Source organism: Pandoraea captiosa, assembly GCF_902459775.1.
In the GTDB taxonomy this organism is placed as follows: Bacteria; Pseudomonadota; Gammaproteobacteria; order Burkholderiales; family Burkholderiaceae; genus Pandoraea; species Pandoraea captiosa.
Window position 1 is genome coordinate 205636 of the sequence record NZ_CABPSQ010000006.1, and the last position, 20546, is coordinate 226181.

Sequence of the window (20546 nt, forward strand, 5' to 3'; positions counted from 1 at the left end):
CTCTCGTCAGTTAAGTGATAATGGCTCCACCCTTCACACGAGGTGCAGTCGACATGCCCGAAGCTACACACTTCATCGGCAATCAGTGGGTCTCCCCCGCCAGGCGCGCGGGTCTCTCCGCCACTTCTGCCAACGCTGCGAACACCGTCATTGCCGTCATCGACCCCTCCGACGGACACCCTTTCACCGAGATCGCCCGTGGCGACGCAGAGGACATCGACCGCGCCGTGCGCGCGGCGCGCGCCGCCTTCGAGGGCGACTGGGGACACACCGCCGCTGCCGAGCGCGGGCGCATGCTCTACGCCTTCGCCTCCATCCTCGCTAAACATCAGGAAGCGCTCGCTCAGCTCGAAGCGCGCGACACCGGCAAGCCACTGAAACAGGCCCGCGCGGACGCCGCCGCGATCGTGCGGTATTTCGAGTTCTACGCCGGGGCGGCCGACAAGCTGCATGGCGAGACGATTCCCTACCAACAGGGCTTTACCGTCTTCACGGTGCGTGAGCCGCACGGGGTGACCGGTCACATCATTCCCTGGAACTACCCGTTGCAGATTTTCGGACGCAGCGTGGCCGCCGCACTGGCCACGGGCAACGCCTGCGTCGTCAAACCCGCGGAGGACGCCTGCCTGTCGTTGCTGCGCGTGGCGGAGCTCTCGCTCGAAGTCGGGCTACCGCCGGGCGCGCTCAATATCGTGACCGGTTATGGCGCCGAGGCCGGTGCAGCCCTCGCCAAACATCCCGGCATCGACCACATCTCGTTTACCGGCTCGCCCGCGACCGGCACCCTCATCACGCAGATGGCGGCCGAGAATCACACCCCGGTGACGCTGGAACTCGGTGGCAAATCGCCGCAAATCGTCTTTGCCGACGCCGACATGGACGCCGTGCTGCCGGTCGTCGTCAACGCGATCGTGCAGAACGCCGGACAGACCTGCTCGGCAGGCAGCCGCCTGCTGGTGCAGCGCGACGCCTACGAGTCTGTCCTCGCGCATCTGGCGGAGGCCTTCGCCCGGCTGCGCGTGGGACCGTCGCATGACGATCTCGACCTGGGCCCGCTCATCAACGCCCGTCAGCAGCAACGCGTATGGGACTTCCTGTCCGAAGCCCAGCACGATGGCATTGCCGTGATGTCGCAGGGCGAGGTTGTCGGCAGCGCCCCCGAAGCCGGGTTCTATCAGGCGCCCACGCTGTTGCGCGACGTACCCCACACGCATCGCCTCGCTCGCGACGAAGTCTTCGGTCCGGTGCTCGCCGCCATGCCGTTCACGGACGAGGCAGATGCCGTGCGTCTGGCCAACGGCACGCTGTACGGCCTGGCCGCCGGCGTGTGGACGCGCGACGGCGCCAGGCAGATGCGTCTGGCGCGCGACATTCGCGCGGGGCAGGTCTTCATCAACAACTATGGCGCGGGCGGCGGGGTGGAATTGCCGTTCGGCGGCGTGAAGCACTCGGGCCACGGCCGCGAGAAAGGCTTTGAAGCGCTTTACGGTTTCACGACACTCAAGACCGTCGCCATCCGGCACGGTTGATTTGCAGCAGCACAGACCTTTGGAGACAAGGCATGCGTTTGCAAGAAAAAGTGGCCATCGTGACAGGCGCCGGGTCCGGCTTTGGCGAAGGCATCGCGAAGACCTTCGCGCGAGAGGGCGCCGCCGTCATCGTCAACGACCTGAACCGGGGGGCGGGCGAGCGCGTGGCAGGCGAAATCGTGGAAGCGGGAGGCCATGCTGCCTTCGTGTATGGCGACGTCTCGCGCGAGGATGATCACGTCACCCTGCTCGACGAGGCCGTGACCCGCTTCGGGCATCTCGACATCGTGGTGAACAATGCGGGCACCACGCACCGCAACAAGCCGTTGCTCGAAGTGACCGAGGCCGAGTTCGACCGGGTCTATGCCGTCAATGTGAAGAGCATCTTCTGGAGCGCACGCGCGGTCATCCCGTATTTCCAGCAACGCGGCGGCGGCGTGATGATCAATATCGCGTCGACGGCGGGCGTGCGTCCCCGCCCCGGCCTCGTCTGGTACAACGGCAGCAAGGGCGCCGTGATCACCGCGAGCAAGGCCATGGCCGCCGAGTTCGGGCCCCGGAACATTCGCGTCAACTGCGTCAATCCCGTGATTGGCGACACCGGCCTGACCGCCGAATTCATGGGGGTGCCCAACACGCCCGAGAACCGCGCCAAGTTTCTCGCGGGGATTCCACTTGGACGCTTCTCCACCGCGCAGGACATCGCGAACGCCTGTCTTTATCTCGCCAGCGACGACGCCGCGTTCATCACCGGCGTGTGCCTCGAAGTCGATGGCGGGCGCTGTATCTGAGTACTTGCTGCAGGTTTTTCGTCGTCGGTAATACCGTAGTTGTCCCAAACACACCATAACTAGACAACACCACGTCAAACCGGAGGAGATTTCGCATGAACAGCGTTCCGACGCCCCCCTCGTCCCACTCGTCCCCCACTTCCCTTACCGGCGCACCCTCGGCCGACTTCGAAGCGGCCACCTACCGCAAGGTCGGCTGGCGGCTGATCCCCTTCCTGCTGCTGTGTTACGTGGTCGCCTATCTCGACCGCGTCAACGTCGGCTTCGCCAAGTTGCAGATGGTCGGCGACCTCCAGTTTTCCGAGACGGTGTTCGGTCTCGGCGCAGGCATCTTCTTCATCGGGTACTTCATCTTCGAGGTGCCGAGCAACGTGATCCTGCACCGCGTGGGAGCGCGCGTGTGGATCGCCCGCATCATGATTTCGTGGGGCATCATCTCGGGCGCGACCATGTTCGTGAGCACCCCGTCGATGTTCTACGTCATGCGCTTCTTGCTCGGTGTGGCCGAGGCGGGATTCTTCCCCGGCATCATTCTCTACATTACCTATTGGTATCCGGCCTCGCGTCGCGGGCGCATGACGGCGTGGTTCATGACCGCGGTTGCCCTCTCCGGCCTGATCGGCGGGCCCATCTCCGGCTGGATTCTGAAGGACATGAGCGGCGTGAACGGTCTGGCGGGCTGGCAATGGATGTTCCTGCTCGAAGCCGTGCCGTCGGTGATCATCGGTATTGCAGTGCTGTTCGTGCTCGACGACAGGATTCGCGACGCCAAATGGCTCACCGACGACGAAAAAACGCTGCTCGAGCGCAACATCGCCAGCGATGTCCTCACGAAGGAAGATCTGCCGCTGCGACAGGTCTTCGCCAGCGCGCGCGTGTGGATGATGAGCCTGATCTACTTCTCGTTCGTGATCGGGCTGTACGGGGTGGGCTTCTGGTTGCCGACGATCATCAAGAGCACCGGCGTGACCGATCCGTTGCAGATCGGCCTGCTCACGGCCATTCCGTACTTCTTCGCCGTGATCGCGATGGTGCTCGTGGGACGCCGCTCGGACCTGCGCGGCGAGCGTCGCTGGCACATTGCCATTCCGGCCTTCATCGGTGCGATCGGCCTGTTTCTGTCGACGGTGTGGAGCCACAACACGCAACTCGCCATGGTGGCGCTCACGCTCGCCACGATGGGCATCATGATCGTGCTGCCGCTGTTCTGGAGTTTGCCCACGGCGTTTCTCGGCGGCACGGCGGCAGCGGCCGGGATCGCCATGATCAACTCGCTGGGCAATCTCGCGGGCTTCGTCGGGCCGTACCTGATCGGCTTTCTCAAGGACGCGACGCAGAGTACCAACAGCGGGATGTTCCTGCTCACCGTCTTCATGATTCTCGGCGGTTTGCTGACGCTCGCGGTGCCCGCGCGACTCGTGAATCGCTGAGCGCGCGCGTCGTCGGGCGATGCCACGCCGGATCGCCTGACGAAACCCTGTCTCGACGCCCGAGACCCTACTGGCATGGGACGGTTGGTGTCGGTGCAAGGGTGGGAGTAACATGCTTCACCTGCACTTCATGCACGTGACGCATGTGATGCACGTGATGCGCGCCATGCACGCCAAACGCGCATGAGGCCGTCCCCGTCCGGGACGGCTTGTTTTTTGCCCCCTACCGTTTTGCAGATCCGCATGCCCGCCAACGACTCACAGACGACGCCGGCCGGCGTCTCGCTCACTCCCGCCGAGGTCAAGTCGATCCTCACCGGCCTGCTGCTCATCATGTTTCTCGGCTCGCTCGACCAGACCATCGTCGCGCCCGCACTGCCCACCATTGCCCGGGACCTCGGCAGCTTCGATGCCGTTTCCTGGGTCGTCACCGCCTACCTGCTCTCCTCCACGGCAATCACGCCCATTGTCGGCAAACTCTCCGATCTGTTCGGACGCCGCGTCGTCATTGCCGTGAGCGTCGCCGTCTTCCTCGTGGGCTCGGTATTGTGTGCGCTCGCGCCGAGCATGCTGGCGCTGATCGTCGCGCGCGGCGTTCAGGGCCTCGGCGGCGGCGGGCTGATCGCCTTGTCCAACACCGTGATCGCCGACATCGTCTCGCCGCGCGAACGGGGGCGTTACCAGGGCTACATTTCCGGGATGTTCGCCGTCTCGGGCGTGGCGGGGCCGGTCACCGGCGGCGTATTCGCCCAATACCTGAACTGGACGCTCATCTTCTGGATCAACCTCCCGCTCGGCCTGCTCGCCATTTACCTGAGCGATCGTGCGCTGCGACGTCTGCCGCGTCGTTCGGGCAAGCCGAGCATCGACTATCTCGGCTCGCTGCTGCTCATCGTCGCCACCGTCTGCCTGCTGCTTGCGCTCACCTGGGGCGGGCATCGCTATGCGTGGATGTCACCGCAGATCGGCGCGCTCGTCGCCGCCGCCGTTGTGATCGGTGCGGTGTTCCTGCGTCATCAGCGCACGGTGCGTGAACCGCTGCTGCCCGTTGCCCTGCTCGCCAACCCGGTGTTCCGCATGACCTCGACCATGGCCGTACTCGTGATGATGGTCAACATCAGCATCGGCATCTATGTCCCGCTCTACCTGCAATTGCAGCGCGGCGAGTCCGCCAGCAGTTCGGGACTGATGCTGATTCTGCCGCTGCTCGGCATTGTGGTCGGCGCGCTGAGTTCCGGGCACTACATGCGCAGAACGGGGCACTACAAGCGCCCGCCGCAAATCGGTCTGCCGGTGGCCTTTGCCGGACTGGCGGTCATTGCCATCGGGGTGGCGTCGCTGCCGCTCGTGGTCATCGGGATCTGTCTGGGTCTCGTGGGCATCGGCTTCGGCTCCGCCATGCCGGTGATGACGGTGGCCACGCAAAACGCCGTGGCGCCGCGCGACATCGGCATTGCGACCGCGGCGCACGCCTTCTTCCGCGCACTGGGCGGCATGATCGGCGTGGCAATGTTCGGGGCGCTGATCGTCGGCCTGCTCGTCTCGGGCGAAGGCAGCGGCGCGCCCCACGAACTCACGGACTTCCTGCGCCCGGGCGGCGCACCGGCCGGCATGGCGGAACATCTTCGGGTGGCCTTCGGGGCGTTTTTCGGCGGGAGTGCGCTGATCGCGGCGCTGGCCATCGTCGCACTTGCACGATTGCCGGAACTGCCGCTGCGTCAAAGCTCGGGCAACGAGGCGACGGCGATCGAGTGACGACTTGCGGGCGATCGTCGGACTCGGGGTGCCTGCGGGGCGCAGGCATCTCGTCCTTTTTACGTTTCGCTCATCTTCGTGCGTTCGGCTTCGCTTTGCCGACTTTCCCCAAACTGCGCAATCGACACTAACGGCACTGTGACAACTCCTTCAGCCTTCCAAGGAGTTCGTCATGAAAGCCGAGTCCACCCCGTCACTGACGACGGCATTGCCGATCTGTCCGCCTCACGGTGCGCAAGCGGGGGCACAAGCCGAGCCGTCTTTATCGGCCGCGTCCGCCATGCCGGGCGACCTCAACGTCGTGCGTGCCGCAGCACCGGGTTCGTCGTCGGGCAATGTGCTGAGCGATCTGGCAACTAGCTTGTCATCTATTACCCGCATTATCCGATTCGGCAACCGGGTCTCCCGCGCGCCCGACAGCGACATGCAACGCGCCCGAGCGCGAGGCGACGCGATCCTGAGATCGCAAATTCCGAGCGCGACCCTCGACCCCAACGCGAGCGGCATTGCCCCGAGGGACGTCATTCGTCACCGCCTTTTAGGCCTGACCGACCTCCCCGATGAGACACGCCACGACGCATGGGTTGCCTCGGCGTACCAATCCTGTGACAGCAACGGCGCGATCCCGCCCGACCTCCTGAGTCCGTACGTCGATGCCCTTGCCGGACTGCCTGACGCGCAGCGCGCCAGCGCGGCGAAATTCGCGGTCGGCTGTCTCCAGAAGTGGCACGTTGCCAACGGACAGTCCGGATGCCTTGGCGACAAGATCGGCACGGTGTTCCGGGGGATGAAAAACGAACCGAGCGCAGGCGTGTTTGCGGCGGCACTGCGGGAACACGCCAGCCTCTATTTCGAGGGCAAGCAGCACCTCGTTGCGTGGGGCATCAGCGACGGGGTGGCCCATTTCGCATCGGAAGACTCGGCGCGCATCATGGCCTCGACCACCCTGTGGACGCTCCCGCAACGGCTTTTGCGCTACCGGCTCGGTCCGTGGCACAGCGCCCTGAACGCCCTCAAGGAAGGGCTGAAGCCGGGCGCATTGCCGGACGCGTCCGACCTGGTCCCTCACGCGAATGCGATCGCGCATCTGCCATCGGCCGCGCCGTCGGCGCAGTGGAAGGCGGCCGAGGCATTCGCCGATTACCTGCTCACACTGGCGAGAACGGCATGCGAGCCCGAATCGGCGCAGTCGTATTTGCGAAACGTGTTGCGCGCACTGGACGACCTCAACATCCGGGGATTCGTCACGGCGGCCCTCTTCACGCGTTCTCGCGACACCAGCGACGGTATGCACGCCCCGGTGCGCGCGGTGTTCCAGTCCCTGCGGGGAGCGTTCACGCCGGCCTATGGCCTGCTGCTGGACGACATGCTCAGCATCGAGGGCACACCGCCGTTATCGATCGACGGGTGAGCCACGGCAGGCAGGTGGCGGTGATGTGGGTGGAAGCGGGGTGGCGCAGGTGATGGCGAGGTGATGGCGGGCTGATGGGCTCGGTCTGCAAAGCCCCGACGCATGCGGCGAAGTCTGCGGCCATCGATCGCTGCAAAGTGCGGACTCCTTCGACTTTTTCGCTCATGGAGTCCACTTTGTTCCCTTCCTCGCGTCATACGCAAACGACGTCACCGACGAGCGCCCCCGCAAGTCCCTCAAGCGCCTCCAGCCCCTCAACAACGGCAGCGGGGGCAATGGCAGTTTCCGCGCCTGCCGCGACGCATTCGAGCACCGAAAACGCCACGCCGCGTGCGGCGTTCGTCAATGACTTCTGGCAGACGTCGCAAGCGCCGCTCAGTCCGCCCCGCCTGATCCCGGAAACGCATCGGACATCGGCTGCGGACGCGCTCCCGACGTTGCCGTCGTCGGTTGTCGCCACGTCGGCCTTGCACTTCGACTTTTCAGGCGCTTTCGCGTTGCTGCCTCCTGCCGGTGTCTCCTGGCAAGACGCACAAGGCTCGCAGGCCTCAGGCAAGCGCGGCTTCTCTCTGGCATTCGGCGACGCCGCCGCCGACGTAGCGCACCGCAAGCGCGCCGCCGCCCTGCATGCCGTGCCGACGCTCGAACCGAAACCGTCGACGTCCGGCGTGGTTGGATCCAGCACATCCGGCACCCCGTCCGTTCCCGACAACGTGTTGCGCAGCGCATTGCTCACGCTCGGCGACCCTGCGACGCACGCTCCGAACTTGTTGGCCAGACTCGAATCGCGCGCGCTCGATGTCGTGCTGGACAAAGGTCCGTACGTCGATGCGCACCGTCTGCTCGAAGGGTTGCTTCGACGGTTGGAGGCCGAGCAATCGCTGGCACACTGGACCACGGCGTTCGAGCGCGTTGTGGCGCTGACGCTGCGCTTCGAACCCCGCACGGAAAAGGTCGCCCGTTCGATGCTGTTGACTTGCGACAGGGCGTCCGGCGACGGTGCGCAGGCATTGGCCCGGGCCTCGACGAACGCCAGCATCGAGCATCTTGTCGGACACCGGCTGCATGCCATTGCCGACATGCCCGCCGAGCGGCGCGCCACGACGTGGCACGAGCTGCTCGCAAGCCTGCGTCGCCTGAAAATCTGCACGAGCACGGAGCGCCTCGCATCGCTTGCCCGTTTTATCGGTTTGCTGGCGAACGATGAGCAGGTGCCGGCGGCGATGGCCATCATCGACGCGTCATGCGCGTTCGCGGCGCATGGCGGGTGGCGCGAACTGACATCGCTGTTAGTGAGCGCGGTGCCGTCGCGCGACATGGCGCAGATTGCGCGCGCAATGACGCAGGCGGAACGCCGACTGTACGGCGCCGACATGAAGGACATCGTGGAGAGCATCTCCGGTTGCGTCGACCGAATGCCGGCGCGAGACGCGCGAGCGTTGATCGGACACCTCGTGGACATCGTGATGATGCGCGGGGATTTCGACTACCTCGTGTTCGGCCCGGACGAGAGCGCGCAAATGCTCGACGACCTGCGCTCGACGTGCCGACGCCTCGGCTTCGACGACCTTACCCGCACTCTGGAAGACACGCTCGCCGAGGTCTGCGACGAGTACAAGGCGACGATGATGGACTAACTGGAGGAGGCGGGAACACAAAATGACGACACCCGCTTTACGCGGGTGTCATGGGGACTGCGTCGGCGTTCTTGTGCTTATGTGCCTGTGTGCTTATGCCGTGGCACAGGCCCGATAGTGGCGATTGGCCTGCTCCATCTGCCCGAGGCCTTCAAATAACTGGGCCAGCGCCAGGTGCAGACGCTGCTGCAAATGACGATCGTCGGTGTGGCGCAGCGCGCCTTCCAGGAAGGTCTGCGCCTTGCCCCACAGACGCTGATGCTGACACAGCTTGCCCAGCGCATAGAGCAGGTCGGGATCGTTCGGGTGACGCTGCTGCCATGCTTCGGCTTTCTGGATGAGCGGCAGCGCGTCACCGCCCGCGCAATCGGCATACCGGCGCAGCAGGCGCGCATCCCAGTGTTCGGCGAGCGCGGCTTCGACGATATCCCGGGCTTCGCGCGGACGGTCCAGCGAGATCAGCAATTCTGCCGCGACATCGGCGATGCGCGCCGAGGTCCGTGCATCGGCCGGCAGTTCGTGCCAGCACTTGAGCAGCGCATCCGCGTCGTGACGATGGTCGCGCAGAATGCCTTCGCTGGCGGTCTGTTTGAGCTTCGCGGCCAGCGCGGGATGCAGCGCCTCGCGCTTTTCGAGCATCTTGAGCAGATTGAGCACCTCGGGCCAATGCTTCAGATGCTGATGCGCGCGCAGCGCGACCAGCTGCGCCTGCATGCGGCGTGCGCCCTGTGCCCGCATCTCGGTCAGCGCCTCGAGCGCCCCTTCGGCGTCGCGCGTGTCGACCCGCAACTCCGCCGTCTGCAACAGACGCGCCTCTTCCAGATTCGCCCCTTGCGCCTCGGCCAGCCAGGCGTCGCGACGTGCGAACTCGCGCATGCGATGCGCCGCACGCGCGCCGATGATCGCCGCTACGCCACGATTGTCGTCTTGCTCGGCGGCTTCGCGTGCGGCCTTTTCGGCGCGGGTGTAGCGTCCCGCGAAAAGGTTCGCCACGGCGTCGCGCAACGCGATGTTCGCGCGACGGCTGCGCTGGCGGTTGCGATAGGCCGCCACGCGCTCCGGCATCTTGTAGATGTTGCGCAACACGCGAATGATCACGTACAGCGCAACGAACAGCGCCAGCAGCGCCAGCACGAAGAGGTTCAGCGACACGTCCACCCGGTACGGCGGCACCAGCATCACCACCTGCCCGTGATTGAACGTGGCCAGCACGGCAAAGCCGGCCGCCACCGCGAACAGGAGCGTCAACCAGATCAGTCCTCGCATGCCCGGCTCCTTACGGCTTTTCCTTGACGTCCTTGACCTGACCGATGGCGGTCAGGCTGGCGTCAAGGGTCGGCAGTTCGATGGTGCGCGAGCCCGAGTCGACCTGATCGAGCAGCGTTTTGACGGCGGCGATGCGGCGCGACTTGGCGTCGAAATACTTGTCGAGCGCGGCCTGCGCGACTTGCACGTCGCTATGCACCGCCGACGCATTGCGCGCGAGCAACGCCAGACGCGCATTGAGCAGGCGCAGCTTCAGGTTCGCGCGCAGGAACGCCCCCTGCTCCGGTGCGACGAGCATCACGTCCGGATCGTCCAGTCGACGCACCTGCACCAGTTGCTTGAGGCTGCCGAGCATTTCGCCGGACAAACGATGCCAGGTCGCGCTCCAGCCGGTGTCACCAGCACCGCTCGGGCCGCTGGCGTCCGCCTTGGGGGCCACGCGCTGCTCTTCGGCCTGCAACGGCAGCGTGTCGATCATGGCGATGGCCTGATCCAGCTTGCCGGTGAGCTGCGGCAGGTCCGCAGCCGGTACGGCTTTGAGACGATCGATGTCTTTCTTGAGGGCATCGCGCACACCGGCGAGTTGGGGCGCCCCGGTGCGGGCCAGACGGGCGTCCGCCCCCTCAAGGGCGATCAGCGCGCCGCGCACGTTGCCCGTCAACTGCAATTGCTGATTGGCGCTGGTAACGATTTGCTCCGTCTCGGCGAGCACCCACTCGTCGCGGTTGTGCGCGAGTTCCTGATAGAGCTGTTCGAGCGCGGCCTGCTGACTGCGCGAATCGGACACACGGCCTTCGAGCGCCGTGAGGCGGTTCTGGAGATCGCGTTGGTTATCGAGCGCCTGCGCGGTGCGCACCTGCGCCTGCATGACTTGCGCGTCGCCCGCTTGCTGACGGCGCGCCATTTCCTGCTGCACGCGGTCGAGCTTCTGGTTGAGCGACCAGCCGCCAATGCCAGCCCCGGCCGAGACCAGCACGAAGAGCAGCCACGGCAGCGCCGCGCCCGACCCGCGCCGCTTTTGCGGTGGTTCCGGCGGCTGCCACGCGGGCGGGACGCCGGCGGTACCGTAGGCGGGCCCCGCGGCGGCACCCCGGGTTGCCCCTCCGGCGGTCGGGCCGGCGGCACTACCCGTCGCGGTTGAATTCGCCGTCGGGCCGGTCGACGCCGACGGGTTTTGAGAAGACTCTGGAACGCGATTATCTGTCGTCATGCTTGACTTGAATGGGATCCGCCCATGTTTTGATTGCGGCCAGCAAGTTCTCGTCACCAGGCGCGCATTGCGTAATCCTATCAAACCCCGCGGAGCGCGCGGCATCCGCGATGCGGTGATGCGAAGTAAAGCACTGCGCCGTGAGGATTCTGGCGAGCATTTGCGGCGTGCCCGGCGTGTGCACGCCGGCACGTGTGCCGTAACGCGCAGCGAGCAATGTCGCGAGATGGCGCACCGCCTCGGAACTGGTCAGCACCCACGCGCAGCGCTCCGGCGAGGCCAGACGCGCTTCGAGCGCCGCCCATGCCGCGGTGTCCGGCGTCGGCGCGCGGCGCGTGTAGGCGCTTACGATATCCAGCTGCGCCCCGCTGGCGCGCAACGTATCGGCCAGCAGTTCGCGACCGCCGTCGCCCCGGACCAACAGCACGCGGCGTCCGGCCAGTGCGGGCAGATCGAGCTGTTCGAGCAGCGCCTCGGAGTCGAAGCGTGCCTGCGGCCCGCCCGGCGGCACGATCACGCGATGCGCGGGCGGCGCGATGCCAGCGTCCGCCAGCGCCTGCGCACTGCCCGGGCCGACGACGGCCACCGGCAACGTTGTCGGCCAGAATGCGCCAGCGGCTCGCACAGGGGCCGCGGCCGCCGCGCGCGTCGTACTCTGTGCATCGTCGCCGACATGCAAATGCACCAGCCGCGCGAGCGCATAGGCCACGGCATTCGGCGAAATGAACACCGCCATCGCATACGACGGCAGCGCTCGCAGCGCATCGTCGAGCGCCGTCAGTGCATCAGGATCGGTTTGTGGGGCGATGTCGAGCAAGGGGAAGTCGAGCGCGTCGATACCTTCGACGCTCAGCGCGCGGGCCAGTGCATCGGCCTGCCCGTCCGGGCGCGTGAGGATCGCGCACGGCGCGGCGGGCGCCGCGACCGCGCGCACGCTCGTCACGTGCCCCAGGTCGGCCGACGTCGCACCGGCAGTCCCGCCCGATGGCGACGCCGGTGACACCGGCGACACCGGCGACACCGGATCGCCCGACGGACCCGACGAGGGCGACGAGCCTGGCGGCACGGGCGCGCGCGGCGTCAAACGGCGTCCTTCGGCTCGGACGGCGGCACCAGCGCCAGCCCGCCCGCGTCGATCAATTCCTGCGCCACGCGCTGGCCGAGCGCTTCCGCACCGGCCACGTCGCCCGACGCCACCTTGGCGGCGCCTTGCGCGCGCAGTACCGTCGCTCCGTCCGTCGACGCAATGAAGGCGCGCAAGGCAAGCTCACCCTGCGCCGAGAATTCCGCGTAGGCCCCCAGCGGCACCTGACAAGAGCCGCCAAGCGCGCGAGAGACGGCGCGCTCGGCGCTGACCGCCAGCGTAGTGTTGGCATCGTGCAACGGTGCGAGCCATTGCAAGATTTCGGGACGTCCGGCGCGCACCTCGATACCGAGCGCGCCCTGCCCCGCCGCCGGCAGGCTCGCGTCCGTCGGGATGATCGCGCGAATGCGCTCGCCCAGCCCCAGGCGCTTGAGTCCCGCCGCCGCAAGGATGATGGCGGCAAAGTTGCCACGGTCGAGCTTCCCCAGCCGGGTATCGAGATTGCCGCGCAACGGCGCGACGCGCAGATGCGGGTAACGGGTGCGCAGGCTCACCTCGCGACGCAGGCTCGATGTGCCGACTACCGCCCCGGCAGGCAAGGCGTCGAGGCTGTCGTAATCGTTGCTCACAAACGCGTCGCACGGGTCTTCGCGCTCAAGCACGGCCGCCAGCGCGAAGCCTTCCGGCAGTTGCATCGGCACATCTTTGAGGGAATGGACGGCGAGGTCGGCCCGCCCGTCGGCCAGCGCCAGTTCGAGTTCCTTGACGAACAGACCCTTGCCGCCGACCTTGGCGAGCGAACGATCCAGAATTTGGTCACCGCGAGTGGTCATTCCGAGAATACTGACGTGACACTGCGGATATAATTTGTGCAGCGCGTCACGCACGTGTTCGGCTTGCCACATGGCAAGACGGCTCTCGCGCGATGCGATCACCAGGGTTTCAGGAGCAGCGAAGTTCATTCAGCAACCGCGTGAAGACCAAAAGAAAAAATGGTAACACGCTTGACCGGCCCGAACGGCGGGTCGCGAGAGGAGTGACATGAAGAGCAGCGCAAAGGCAAAAGCCCCGAAAGAGGGCCTCGCCAAGTCGGTCGGCAAGACGTCCCCCGCGAAAGCAGCAGCCGCGGTTTCATCCCCTCCACCCACGCCGTCGCGCACAGTGCGTCAGCCGCGCTCGGGCACTGCGCTCAACGGCGCGGACAAGTCCGCATCGGCGATCGTGGTGCCGAAGGTCGCGGGACAGACTGCCGCCAGCCCCAAGGCCCGCCGCTCGCGCGAAGACAAGGACGCGCCGCTGCGTGAGGACATCCGCTTCCTCGGCCGCCTGCTTGGCGACGTGCTGCGCGAGCAACAAGGCAGCGACGCCTTCGATCTGGTCGAGACGATTCGCCAGAACGCCGTTCGATTTCACCGCGAAGGCGATCGCAGCGCCGCCAAAGCGCTGGACAAGCTGCTCAACGGCCTGACCAACGAGCATGCCATTCAGGTCGTGCGGGCGTTTAGCTACTTCTCGCATCTGGCCAACATCGCCGAGGATCGTCACCACAACCGCCGCCGCCGCGTGCACGCGCTCGCAGGCAGCCGCCCACAGCCGGGCAGCCTGAGCGCCGCCCTGCAAAGCCTGAAGGACGCCGGCCGCGACGATCCCGCCACGCTGCAAGCCTTCTTCGCCAGCGCCCTCATCGTGCCGGTGCTCACCGCGCATCCCACCGAAGTCCAGCGCAAGAGCATTCTCGATGCCGAGCGCGAAATTGCCCGCCTGCTCGAACATCGTGACGATGCCCTGACCGAGCGTGAATCGGCGCGCAATACGGAATCGATGCGCGCCTACGTCACCACACTTTGGCAGACACGCATGCTGCGTAGCTCACGTCTGACGGTGGCCGACGAAATCGAAAATGCGCTGTCGTATTACCGCAGCACGTTCCTGTCCGAAATCCCGGCGCTTTACGACGACGTTGCGGCCGAGCTGCACGACGCCGTGCCGAGCGTGCGTTCCGAAGGTCTCGGACGTTTCCTGCAAATGGGAAGCTGGATCGGCGGCGATCGCGACGGCAACCCGAACGTCACGGCGCAGACGCTGCGACTGGCGATCACACGTCAGGCCACGGAAATCTTTGCGCACTATCTCGAACAGGTGCATTTGCTGGGTGCCGAGCTATCCGTGTCGCATCTGCTCGCCGGTGCGAGCGACGCCCTGCTCACGCTCGCGCGCCGCTCGCCGGACGACTCGCCGCACCGCACCGACGAGCCCTATCGACGCGCGCTGATCGGCGTGTACGCGCGACTGGCTGCGACCGCGCGCGAATGGGTCGGTCACGTGCCGCATCGCGGCGCGGTGGGCAACGCCAGCCCCTACCTCGACGCCAGCGAGTTCATCTCCGATCTGAATACGGTCGTCGCCTCGCTCATGGCGCATCACGGCGGCGCGCTCATCTCGCAGCGCCTCGGGCCGCTGGTGCGTGCGGCCGAAGTGTTTGGCTTCCACCTCGCAAGCATCGACCTGCGCCAAAGTTCGGACGTTCACGAAGCGGTCATTGCGGAGTTGTTTGCGAAAGCTGGCGTCGAGATGCATTACGCGAAGCTCGACGAAAGCGAAAAGCTGGCACTGCTGCTACGCGAATTGCGTGAGGCGCGTCCCCTCTTCTCCCCGTATCTCGAGTACTCGCAACGCACGCGCGACGAACTCGCCGTGTTTGCCGCGGCCCGCGACATCCGCGCCCGGTTCGGCGCACGCGCAGTGCGCAACTACATCATTTCGCATACGGAAACCGTGAGCGATCTGGTGGAGGTGATGCTGCTGCAAAAGGAGACGGGACTCTTTCAGGGTGCGCTCGGCAATGCGGGCAATGCGGGCAATGCAGTCGATGGCGGCAATGGCAGCAGCCGACACGTCGAGCCCAAGGTCGGCGCGATGGTCATCCCGCTGTTCGAGACGATCGCCGACTTGCGCAACGCGCCGGTCATCATGCGCGAGTTCTTCGACATTCCGGGCATGTCCGACGTCGTGACGGCGCAAGGCGGCGAGCAGGAAGTCATGCTCGGCTACTCCGACAGCAACAAGGACGGCGGCTTCCTCACCTCCAACTGGGAGCTGTACAAGGCGGAACTCGCGCTGGTGCGTCTGTTCGAGGAGAAGGGCATTCGCCTGCGGCTGTTTCACGGTCGGGGCGGCACGGTGGGGCGCGGCGGTGGCCCGACCTATCAGGCCATCCTCTCGCAGCCGCCGGGGACGGTGAACGGCCAGATCCGTCTGACCGAGCAGGGCGAAATCATCGCGAGCAAGTTTGCCAACCCGGAAATCGGGCGCCGCAATCTGGAGACGATCGTCGCCGCAACGCTCGAAGCGACCCTGCTGCCGAGCCGCAATCAGCCGCCGCGTCTGGCCGCCTATGAGGCGGTCATGCAGCAGCTCTCCGATACGGCGTTCGCGGCCTATCGCGATCTCGTCTACGAGACCCCCGGCTTCACCGATTACTTCTTCTCGGCAACGCCGATTGCGGAGATCGCCGAACTCAACATCGGCTCGCGCCCGGCCTCGCGCAAGTTCTCCGATCCGAAGCATCGCCGCATTGAAGATCTGCGCGCCATTCCGTGGGGATTCTCCTGGGGGCAGTGCCGTCTGCTGCTCACCGGCTGGTACGGCTTCGGCAGCGCCGTGAGCGCGTATCTGGACGGCGACGGCAGCAAGGCGGCCGCCGCCGGTCGCGACAAGCGTCTGGACACCTTGCGTCAGATGGTCAAGCGCTGGCCGTTCTTCGCGAATCTGCTCTCGAACATGGACATGGTGCTTGCGAAGACGGATCTGGCGGTGGCGTCGCGTTACGCGGAGCTGGTGCCGGACGAGAAGCTGCGCAAGCGTGTGTTCAGTCGGATCGTGGCGGAGTGGCAAAGCACGTCGCAAGCGTTGGCGCTCATTACAGGCCATGAGGAGCGTCTGGCGGACAACCCGCTGCTCGCCCGCTCGATCAAGAACCGCTTCCCGTATCTCGACCCGCTCAATCACTTGCAAGTCGAGTTGCTGCGCCGGCATCGCGCAGGGGAATCGGACGAGCGCGCACGTCGCGGCATTCATCTGTCCATCAACGGGATTGCAGCGGGCTTGCGTAATACCGGCTGAAAGATCGGCCGACTACCGACTGAGTAACGTCTGAATGCCGGCTGACGTCGCCCCAAGCGGCAGCCCGGTCCCGGCACTCCGCCGCACGGGAAAGTGACGGAGGACGGACGCATCGCGGTGTAAATTCCCAGGGATCGTTGCATCGATCCTTGGGAATCTCCCCAACGACAGGGGACCGATAGAACGGTATATTTCGACGCATTCGACCCGATGGCTGCCGGGGGGCCAATCCATCATGCAATCCGACTCGACCACACGACCGTTAAAACGCGCTCGTTCCGCTCTTTCCGCCCGATCGACTCGCTTCACCGCACATGCTTCATCGGTATTGAGAACCTTTACACGGCGGGCAGCCCGGTTCGTGACCGCCCTTCCCGCCCTTCCCGCCCTTCCAAAGCGCCTCGCGCTCCTCACCTTTCTCGCCGTTTGCGCGGGCGCCCAGGCCGCCCCGTCGGAAACCGCATTCCCGGAGCAGGACGCAGGAACCCCCGTCACGCACACGCTGGCGGCCGCACCGCACGGCGTGCGGGGCGTTGCGGTGCGTCTGGTCTCGCAGGCGCTGGCCGCTTCGCCTTCGCAGGCAGCGCAACCGGCCAAACCGCGACAGATCGTCGATCCGGTGCTCGATCCGCTGATGAACGGCATCCTCAAACGTCTGGCCATCAGCGAGGCCGTGGCGCGCAACAAGTACGCCTCGGGCAAGCCGGTGCAAGACACGCCTCGTGAGCAGGCACTGCTAGACAGCATGGCCGAGCGCGCACCGCAGTTCGGCCTGACGCCGGCACAGGCCCGCACCTTCTTCCGCCTTCAGATCGAAGCGGGCAAGCTGGTGCAAACGGCCCTGCTCGCCCGCTGGACCCGCGACGGCCATGCGCCGGGCGAACCGGTCGATCTGGCCACCCGGCTGCGACCGGCGCTCGACAAACTCGGCACGTCGCTGATGCACGACCTCGGACGTCTGTGTGCGCTGCCGGACGATCCGTCGCGTCTGGCCCGCATCCATCAGGCGCGCGAGCGTATCGCCAGAACGGCAAAGCTCGAAGCGCTGCAGCGCGCGGCATTCGACGAAGCGACCTCCGGCCTGTGCCTGTCCGCGCCCCCACGGGTGTGGACGCTGTCGCGGGTGAATTGAGACGCGACGACGGGCGCGTCCGTGTCGCGCGGCCCTTCGGCCGATGCCTGTCGTAGCGTGCCCGCCGGGGCTGTATAATTGCGGTTTGCCGTGCTTTGCCACGGTTTGCGCCAACGGGCCAGCACGGGCCCCACGACTAGCCACGCTACGACAATGACCTCCCAACTCCACAAGAAAGGCGAAGCCTGGTCGGCACGCTTTTCCGAACCCGTTTCCGATCTCGTCAAGCGCTACACCGCGTCGGTCTTTTTCGACAAGCGACTTGCGCTGTTCGACATCGAGGGCTCGCTCGCTCACGCCGACATGCTGGCCGCGCAAGGCATCATCAGCGCACAGGATCTGGCTGACATTCAGCGCGGCATGACGCAGATTCGCAGCGAGATCGAGGGCGGTCAGTTCGAGTGGCAACTGGATCTCGAGGACGTTCACCTCAACATCGAAGCGCGCCTGACCGCCCTGATCGGCGACGCCGGCAAGCGTCTGCACACCGGCCGTTCGCGCAACGATCAGGTCGCGACCGACATCCGCCTGTGGCTGCGCAGCGAAATCGACACCATCGGCAAGCACCTCGGCGACCTGCGCCGCGCCCTGCTCGATCTGGCCGAACAGCACAGCGCCACGATCCTGCCGGGCTTCACGCATCTGCAAGTCGCGCAGCCCGTGACGTTCGGTCATCACCTGATGGCCTACTTCGAGATGTTCAGCCGCGATGCCGAGCGCATGCTCGACGTGCGCCGCCGCGTGAACCGTCTGCCGCTGGGCGCGGCCGCACTGGCCGGCACGAGCTACCCGATCGACCGTGAGCGCGTGGCCGCGACGCTCGGTTTCGAGGACGTCTGCACGAACTCGCTCGACGCCGTGTCGGATCGCGACTTCGCCATCGAATTCACCGCCGCCGCCGCCCTCGTGATGACGCACGTCTCGCGCTTCTCGGAAGAGCTGGTGTTGTGGATGAGCCCGCGCGTGGGCTTCATCGATCTGGCCGACCGTTTCTGCACGGGCAGCTCGATCATGCCGCAGAAGAAGAACCCGGACGTGCCCGAACTGGCTCGCGGCAAGACCGGCCGCGTCAATGGCCATCTGATCGCGTTGCTCACGCTGATGAAGGGCCAGCCGCTCGCGTACAACAAGGACAATCAGGAAGACAAGGAGCCGCTGTTCGACACGGTCGATACCGTGATCGATACGCTGCGCATTTTTGCCGACATGGTGCCGGGCATCAAGGTGCGCGAAGCCAACATGCGCAACGCTGCATTGCAGGGCTTCTCGACGGCCACCGACCTGGCCGACTACCTGGTGAAGAAGGGGCTGCCGTTCCGCGATGCTCACGAGATCGTCGCGCACGCGGTGAAGATCTGTTCGGATCGCGACATCGATCTGGCCGACCTGTCGCTTGCCGAGTTGCAGAAGTTCTCGCCGCTCGTCGGCGAAGACGTCTTCGAATACCTGACGCTCGAAGGCTCCGTCGCCAGCCGTAACCACATTGGCGGCACCGCCCCGGCGCAAGTGCAGCGCGCCATTGCGGCCGCCCGCGCGAAGCTCGCCAAGTAATCTTGCCAAATAGGCGTCTACCGCTCGACGGCGTCAGCTTCGCCAATGAAAAATGCCACCTCAGGTGGCATTTTTTTTGGCCGGTGCGCCCGACGTCTCAGAACACGGGCAACGACAGAAAGCCTTTGATGACGAGTGCGTTGAGAATATCGATGAAGAATGCGCCGACCATCGGCACGATCAGGAAAGCAATATGCGAGGGGCCGAAGCGCTCGGTCACCGCCTGCATGTTGGCAATGGCCGTGGGCGTCGCCCCCAGACCGAACCCGCAGTGCCCCGCAGCGAGCACAGCGGCGTCGTAGTTGCACCCCATGACGCGAAACGTCACGAAGATGGCGAATGCGGCCATCGCCACTGCCTGCACGACGAGAATCACGACGATCGGCAGGGCAAGCGTCGAGAGATCCCACAAGCGCAGCGTCATGAGCGCCATCGCGAGAAACAGCGAGAGGCTGACGTTGCCCAACACCGAGAGCGAGCGCTCGAACACTTCGTATCCGACAAGCGACAGTACGTTGCGCACCACCACGCCGGTAAACAGCACGCACACGAACGTCGGCAATTCGAAGGCGGTGCCCGACAACCCGCGCGCAATGATCTCGCCGCCGAGCAGACAGATGGCAATCATCGCAACCGTCTCGATCAGCGCCTGGGCGGTGATGAGGCGCACCGTATGCGGCTGTTCGAATCCTTCAGGCGCGGTGTCCTTCGCGGCATCGACACCGGGCGCGCCGCCCCCGGAGCGCCCCAGGCGGCTCACCAGATAACGGGCGACCGGCCCGCCAAGCAGGCCGCCGAGTACCAGCCCGAAGGTGGCGCACGCCATCGCGATTTCGAGCGCCGACTGCACGCCGTAACGCTCGGTGAGGGTCTCGCCCCACGCGGCCCCCGTGCCGTGCCCACCTGCCAGCGTGATCGACCCGCCCAGCAACCCGACGCCCGGCGGCAGCCCCATCGCCATCGCAAGGCTCAACCCGATGGCGTTCTGCATCACCAGCATGGCCGCCACGATGCCCAGAAACAACACCAGCCGCCTGCCGCCCGCTTTCAGGCTGGCCAGGTTCGCCGACAGGCCGATCGTCGCGAAAAACGCCAGCATCAGCGGCCCCTGCAACGTCGTATCGAACTTCAGCTCGATGTCGGCAAATTCGCGCAACGTCAGCGTGCCGAGCGCAACGAGCAGTCCCGCCGCCACCGGCTCCGGAATGCTGTACGTACGTAACGGACCAAACCATTCGACCAGCTTACGTCCGAGCAACAACACCAACGTCGCGCACACAAGCGTGCCGTACGTACCGAACGCGAATTCTCTGGTGATTTCCATGCCTCTCCCCCGCGACAAAAGTGCGACGAGTGTAGCAACCGTCACCGCATGAATTTGCGGGAAAAGTCCCAAACAATGTGAAGTCGAGCTTCCCCACAAAACCTGCGTTTTGCGTTACGTCACATCGATTTGGTGGAATTTGGCGTACTTTCACTGCAAGTTGCGTGTCGCTTCGGAACGCCAGCGAGTGTACGCGCCACGCGTATGAGCGCTAATTGAAATTCCATCGACCGAAATTCGCGTAAGCGGCATTGCGCCAATCACCGTGCATGCCGCGCACGTCGTGCACGTCGCCAAAGCAAAA

Annotated in this window: 14 protein-coding genes; 9 read left to right on the forward strand and 5 right to left on the reverse strand. The window is 65.6% G+C overall.

Features of this window, described 5'->3' with window-relative positions:
* The first annotated feature begins 53 nt into the window (after positions 1-53).
* The 6 genes from PCA31118_RS17270 to PCA31118_RS17295 all read left to right on the forward strand — a co-directional run bounded on the left by PCA31118_RS17270 (position 54) and on the right by PCA31118_RS17295 (position 8553).
* Complete coding sequence (locus PCA31118_RS17270; protein WP_150626349.1) at positions 54-1529, forward strand: aldehyde dehydrogenase family protein; 1476 nt, start codon at positions 54-56, stop codon at positions 1527-1529.
* A gap of 32 nt (positions 1530-1561) precedes the next feature.
* Positions 1562-2320, forward strand: a complete 759-nt coding sequence (locus PCA31118_RS17275) for an SDR family oxidoreductase (RefSeq protein ID WP_150626350.1) — start codon at positions 1562-1564, stop codon at positions 2318-2320.
* A gap of 95 nt (positions 2321-2415) precedes the next feature.
* Positions 2416-3750, forward strand: a complete 1335-nt coding sequence (locus PCA31118_RS17280) for an MFS transporter (RefSeq protein WP_150626351.1) — start codon at positions 2416-2418, stop codon at positions 3748-3750.
* 243 nt (positions 3751-3993) lie between these two features.
* The gene (locus PCA31118_RS17285; protein WP_174990509.1) at positions 3994-5505 is read left to right on the forward strand and encodes an MDR family MFS transporter; all 1512 of its coding nucleotides are present in this window, start codon (positions 3994-3996) and stop codon (positions 5503-5505) included.
* 172 nt (positions 5506-5677) lie between these two features.
* Complete coding sequence (locus tag PCA31118_RS17290) at positions 5678-6916, forward strand: hypothetical protein (RefSeq protein WP_150626353.1); 1239 nt, start codon at positions 5678-5680, stop codon at positions 6914-6916.
* Between the two features lie 275 nt (positions 6917-7191).
* The gene (locus PCA31118_RS17295) at positions 7192-8553 is read left to right on the forward strand and encodes a hypothetical protein (protein ID WP_150626354.1); all 1362 of its coding nucleotides are present in this window, start codon (positions 7192-7194) and stop codon (positions 8551-8553) included.
* 93 nt (positions 8554-8646) lie between these two features.
* Here PCA31118_RS17295 and PCA31118_RS17300 read toward each other — a convergent pair whose 3' ends face one another.
* From PCA31118_RS17300 to hemC, 4 genes are read right to left on the reverse strand one after another with little or no spacing between them, the layout of a single operon-like run.
* On the reverse strand, positions 8647-9819 hold the full coding sequence (locus PCA31118_RS17300) for a heme biosynthesis HemY N-terminal domain-containing protein (protein WP_150626355.1): 1173 nt from the start codon (positions 9817-9819) through the stop codon (positions 8647-8649).
* A 10-nt stretch (positions 9820-9829) separates the two neighbouring features.
* The gene (locus tag PCA31118_RS17305; RefSeq protein WP_174990510.1) at positions 9830-11029 is read right to left on the reverse strand and encodes a uroporphyrinogen-III C-methyltransferase; all 1200 of its coding nucleotides are present in this window, start codon (positions 11027-11029) and stop codon (positions 9830-9832) included.
* Positions 11016-12113 carry a uroporphyrinogen-III synthase gene (locus PCA31118_RS17310; RefSeq protein ID WP_174990511.1) on the reverse strand — a complete coding sequence of 366 codons (1098 nt, stop codon included), beginning with the start codon at positions 12111-12113 and terminating at the stop codon, positions 11016-11018. Before PCA31118_RS17310 ends, PCA31118_RS17305 begins: the two co-directional genes overlap by 14 nt.
* Positions 12110-13075 carry a hydroxymethylbilane synthase gene (hemC, locus tag PCA31118_RS17315; protein WP_150626358.1) on the reverse strand — a complete coding sequence of 322 codons (966 nt, stop codon included), beginning with the start codon at positions 13073-13075 and terminating at the stop codon, positions 12110-12112. Before hemC ends, PCA31118_RS17310 begins: the two co-directional genes overlap by 4 nt.
* Before the next feature lie 79 nt (positions 13076-13154).
* On the opposite strand from hemC, the gene ppc reads away from it, so the two are divergent.
* From ppc to argH, 3 genes are all read left to right on the forward strand, one after another.
* Positions 13155-16235, forward strand: a complete 3081-nt coding sequence (gene ppc, locus PCA31118_RS17320; protein ID WP_150626359.1) for a phosphoenolpyruvate carboxylase — start codon at positions 13155-13157, stop codon at positions 16233-16235.
* A 361-nt stretch (positions 16236-16596) separates the two neighbouring features.
* The gene (aroQ, locus tag PCA31118_RS17325) at positions 16597-17367 is read left to right on the forward strand and encodes a gamma subclass chorismate mutase AroQ (RefSeq protein ID WP_150626360.1); all 771 of its coding nucleotides are present in this window, start codon (positions 16597-16599) and stop codon (positions 17365-17367) included.
* Positions 17368-17520: 153 nt separating this feature from the next.
* On the forward strand, positions 17521-18918 hold the full coding sequence (argH, locus tag PCA31118_RS17330; RefSeq protein WP_044454790.1) for an argininosuccinate lyase: 1398 nt from the start codon (positions 17521-17523) through the stop codon (positions 18916-18918).
* A 97-nt stretch (positions 18919-19015) separates the two neighbouring features.
* Here the strand turns inward: argH and gltS are convergent, their stop codons facing one another.
* Complete coding sequence (gltS, locus tag PCA31118_RS17335) at positions 19016-20242, reverse strand: sodium/glutamate symporter (protein ID WP_150626361.1); 1227 nt, start codon at positions 20240-20242, stop codon at positions 19016-19018.
* Positions 20243-20546: the final 304 nt, after the last annotated feature.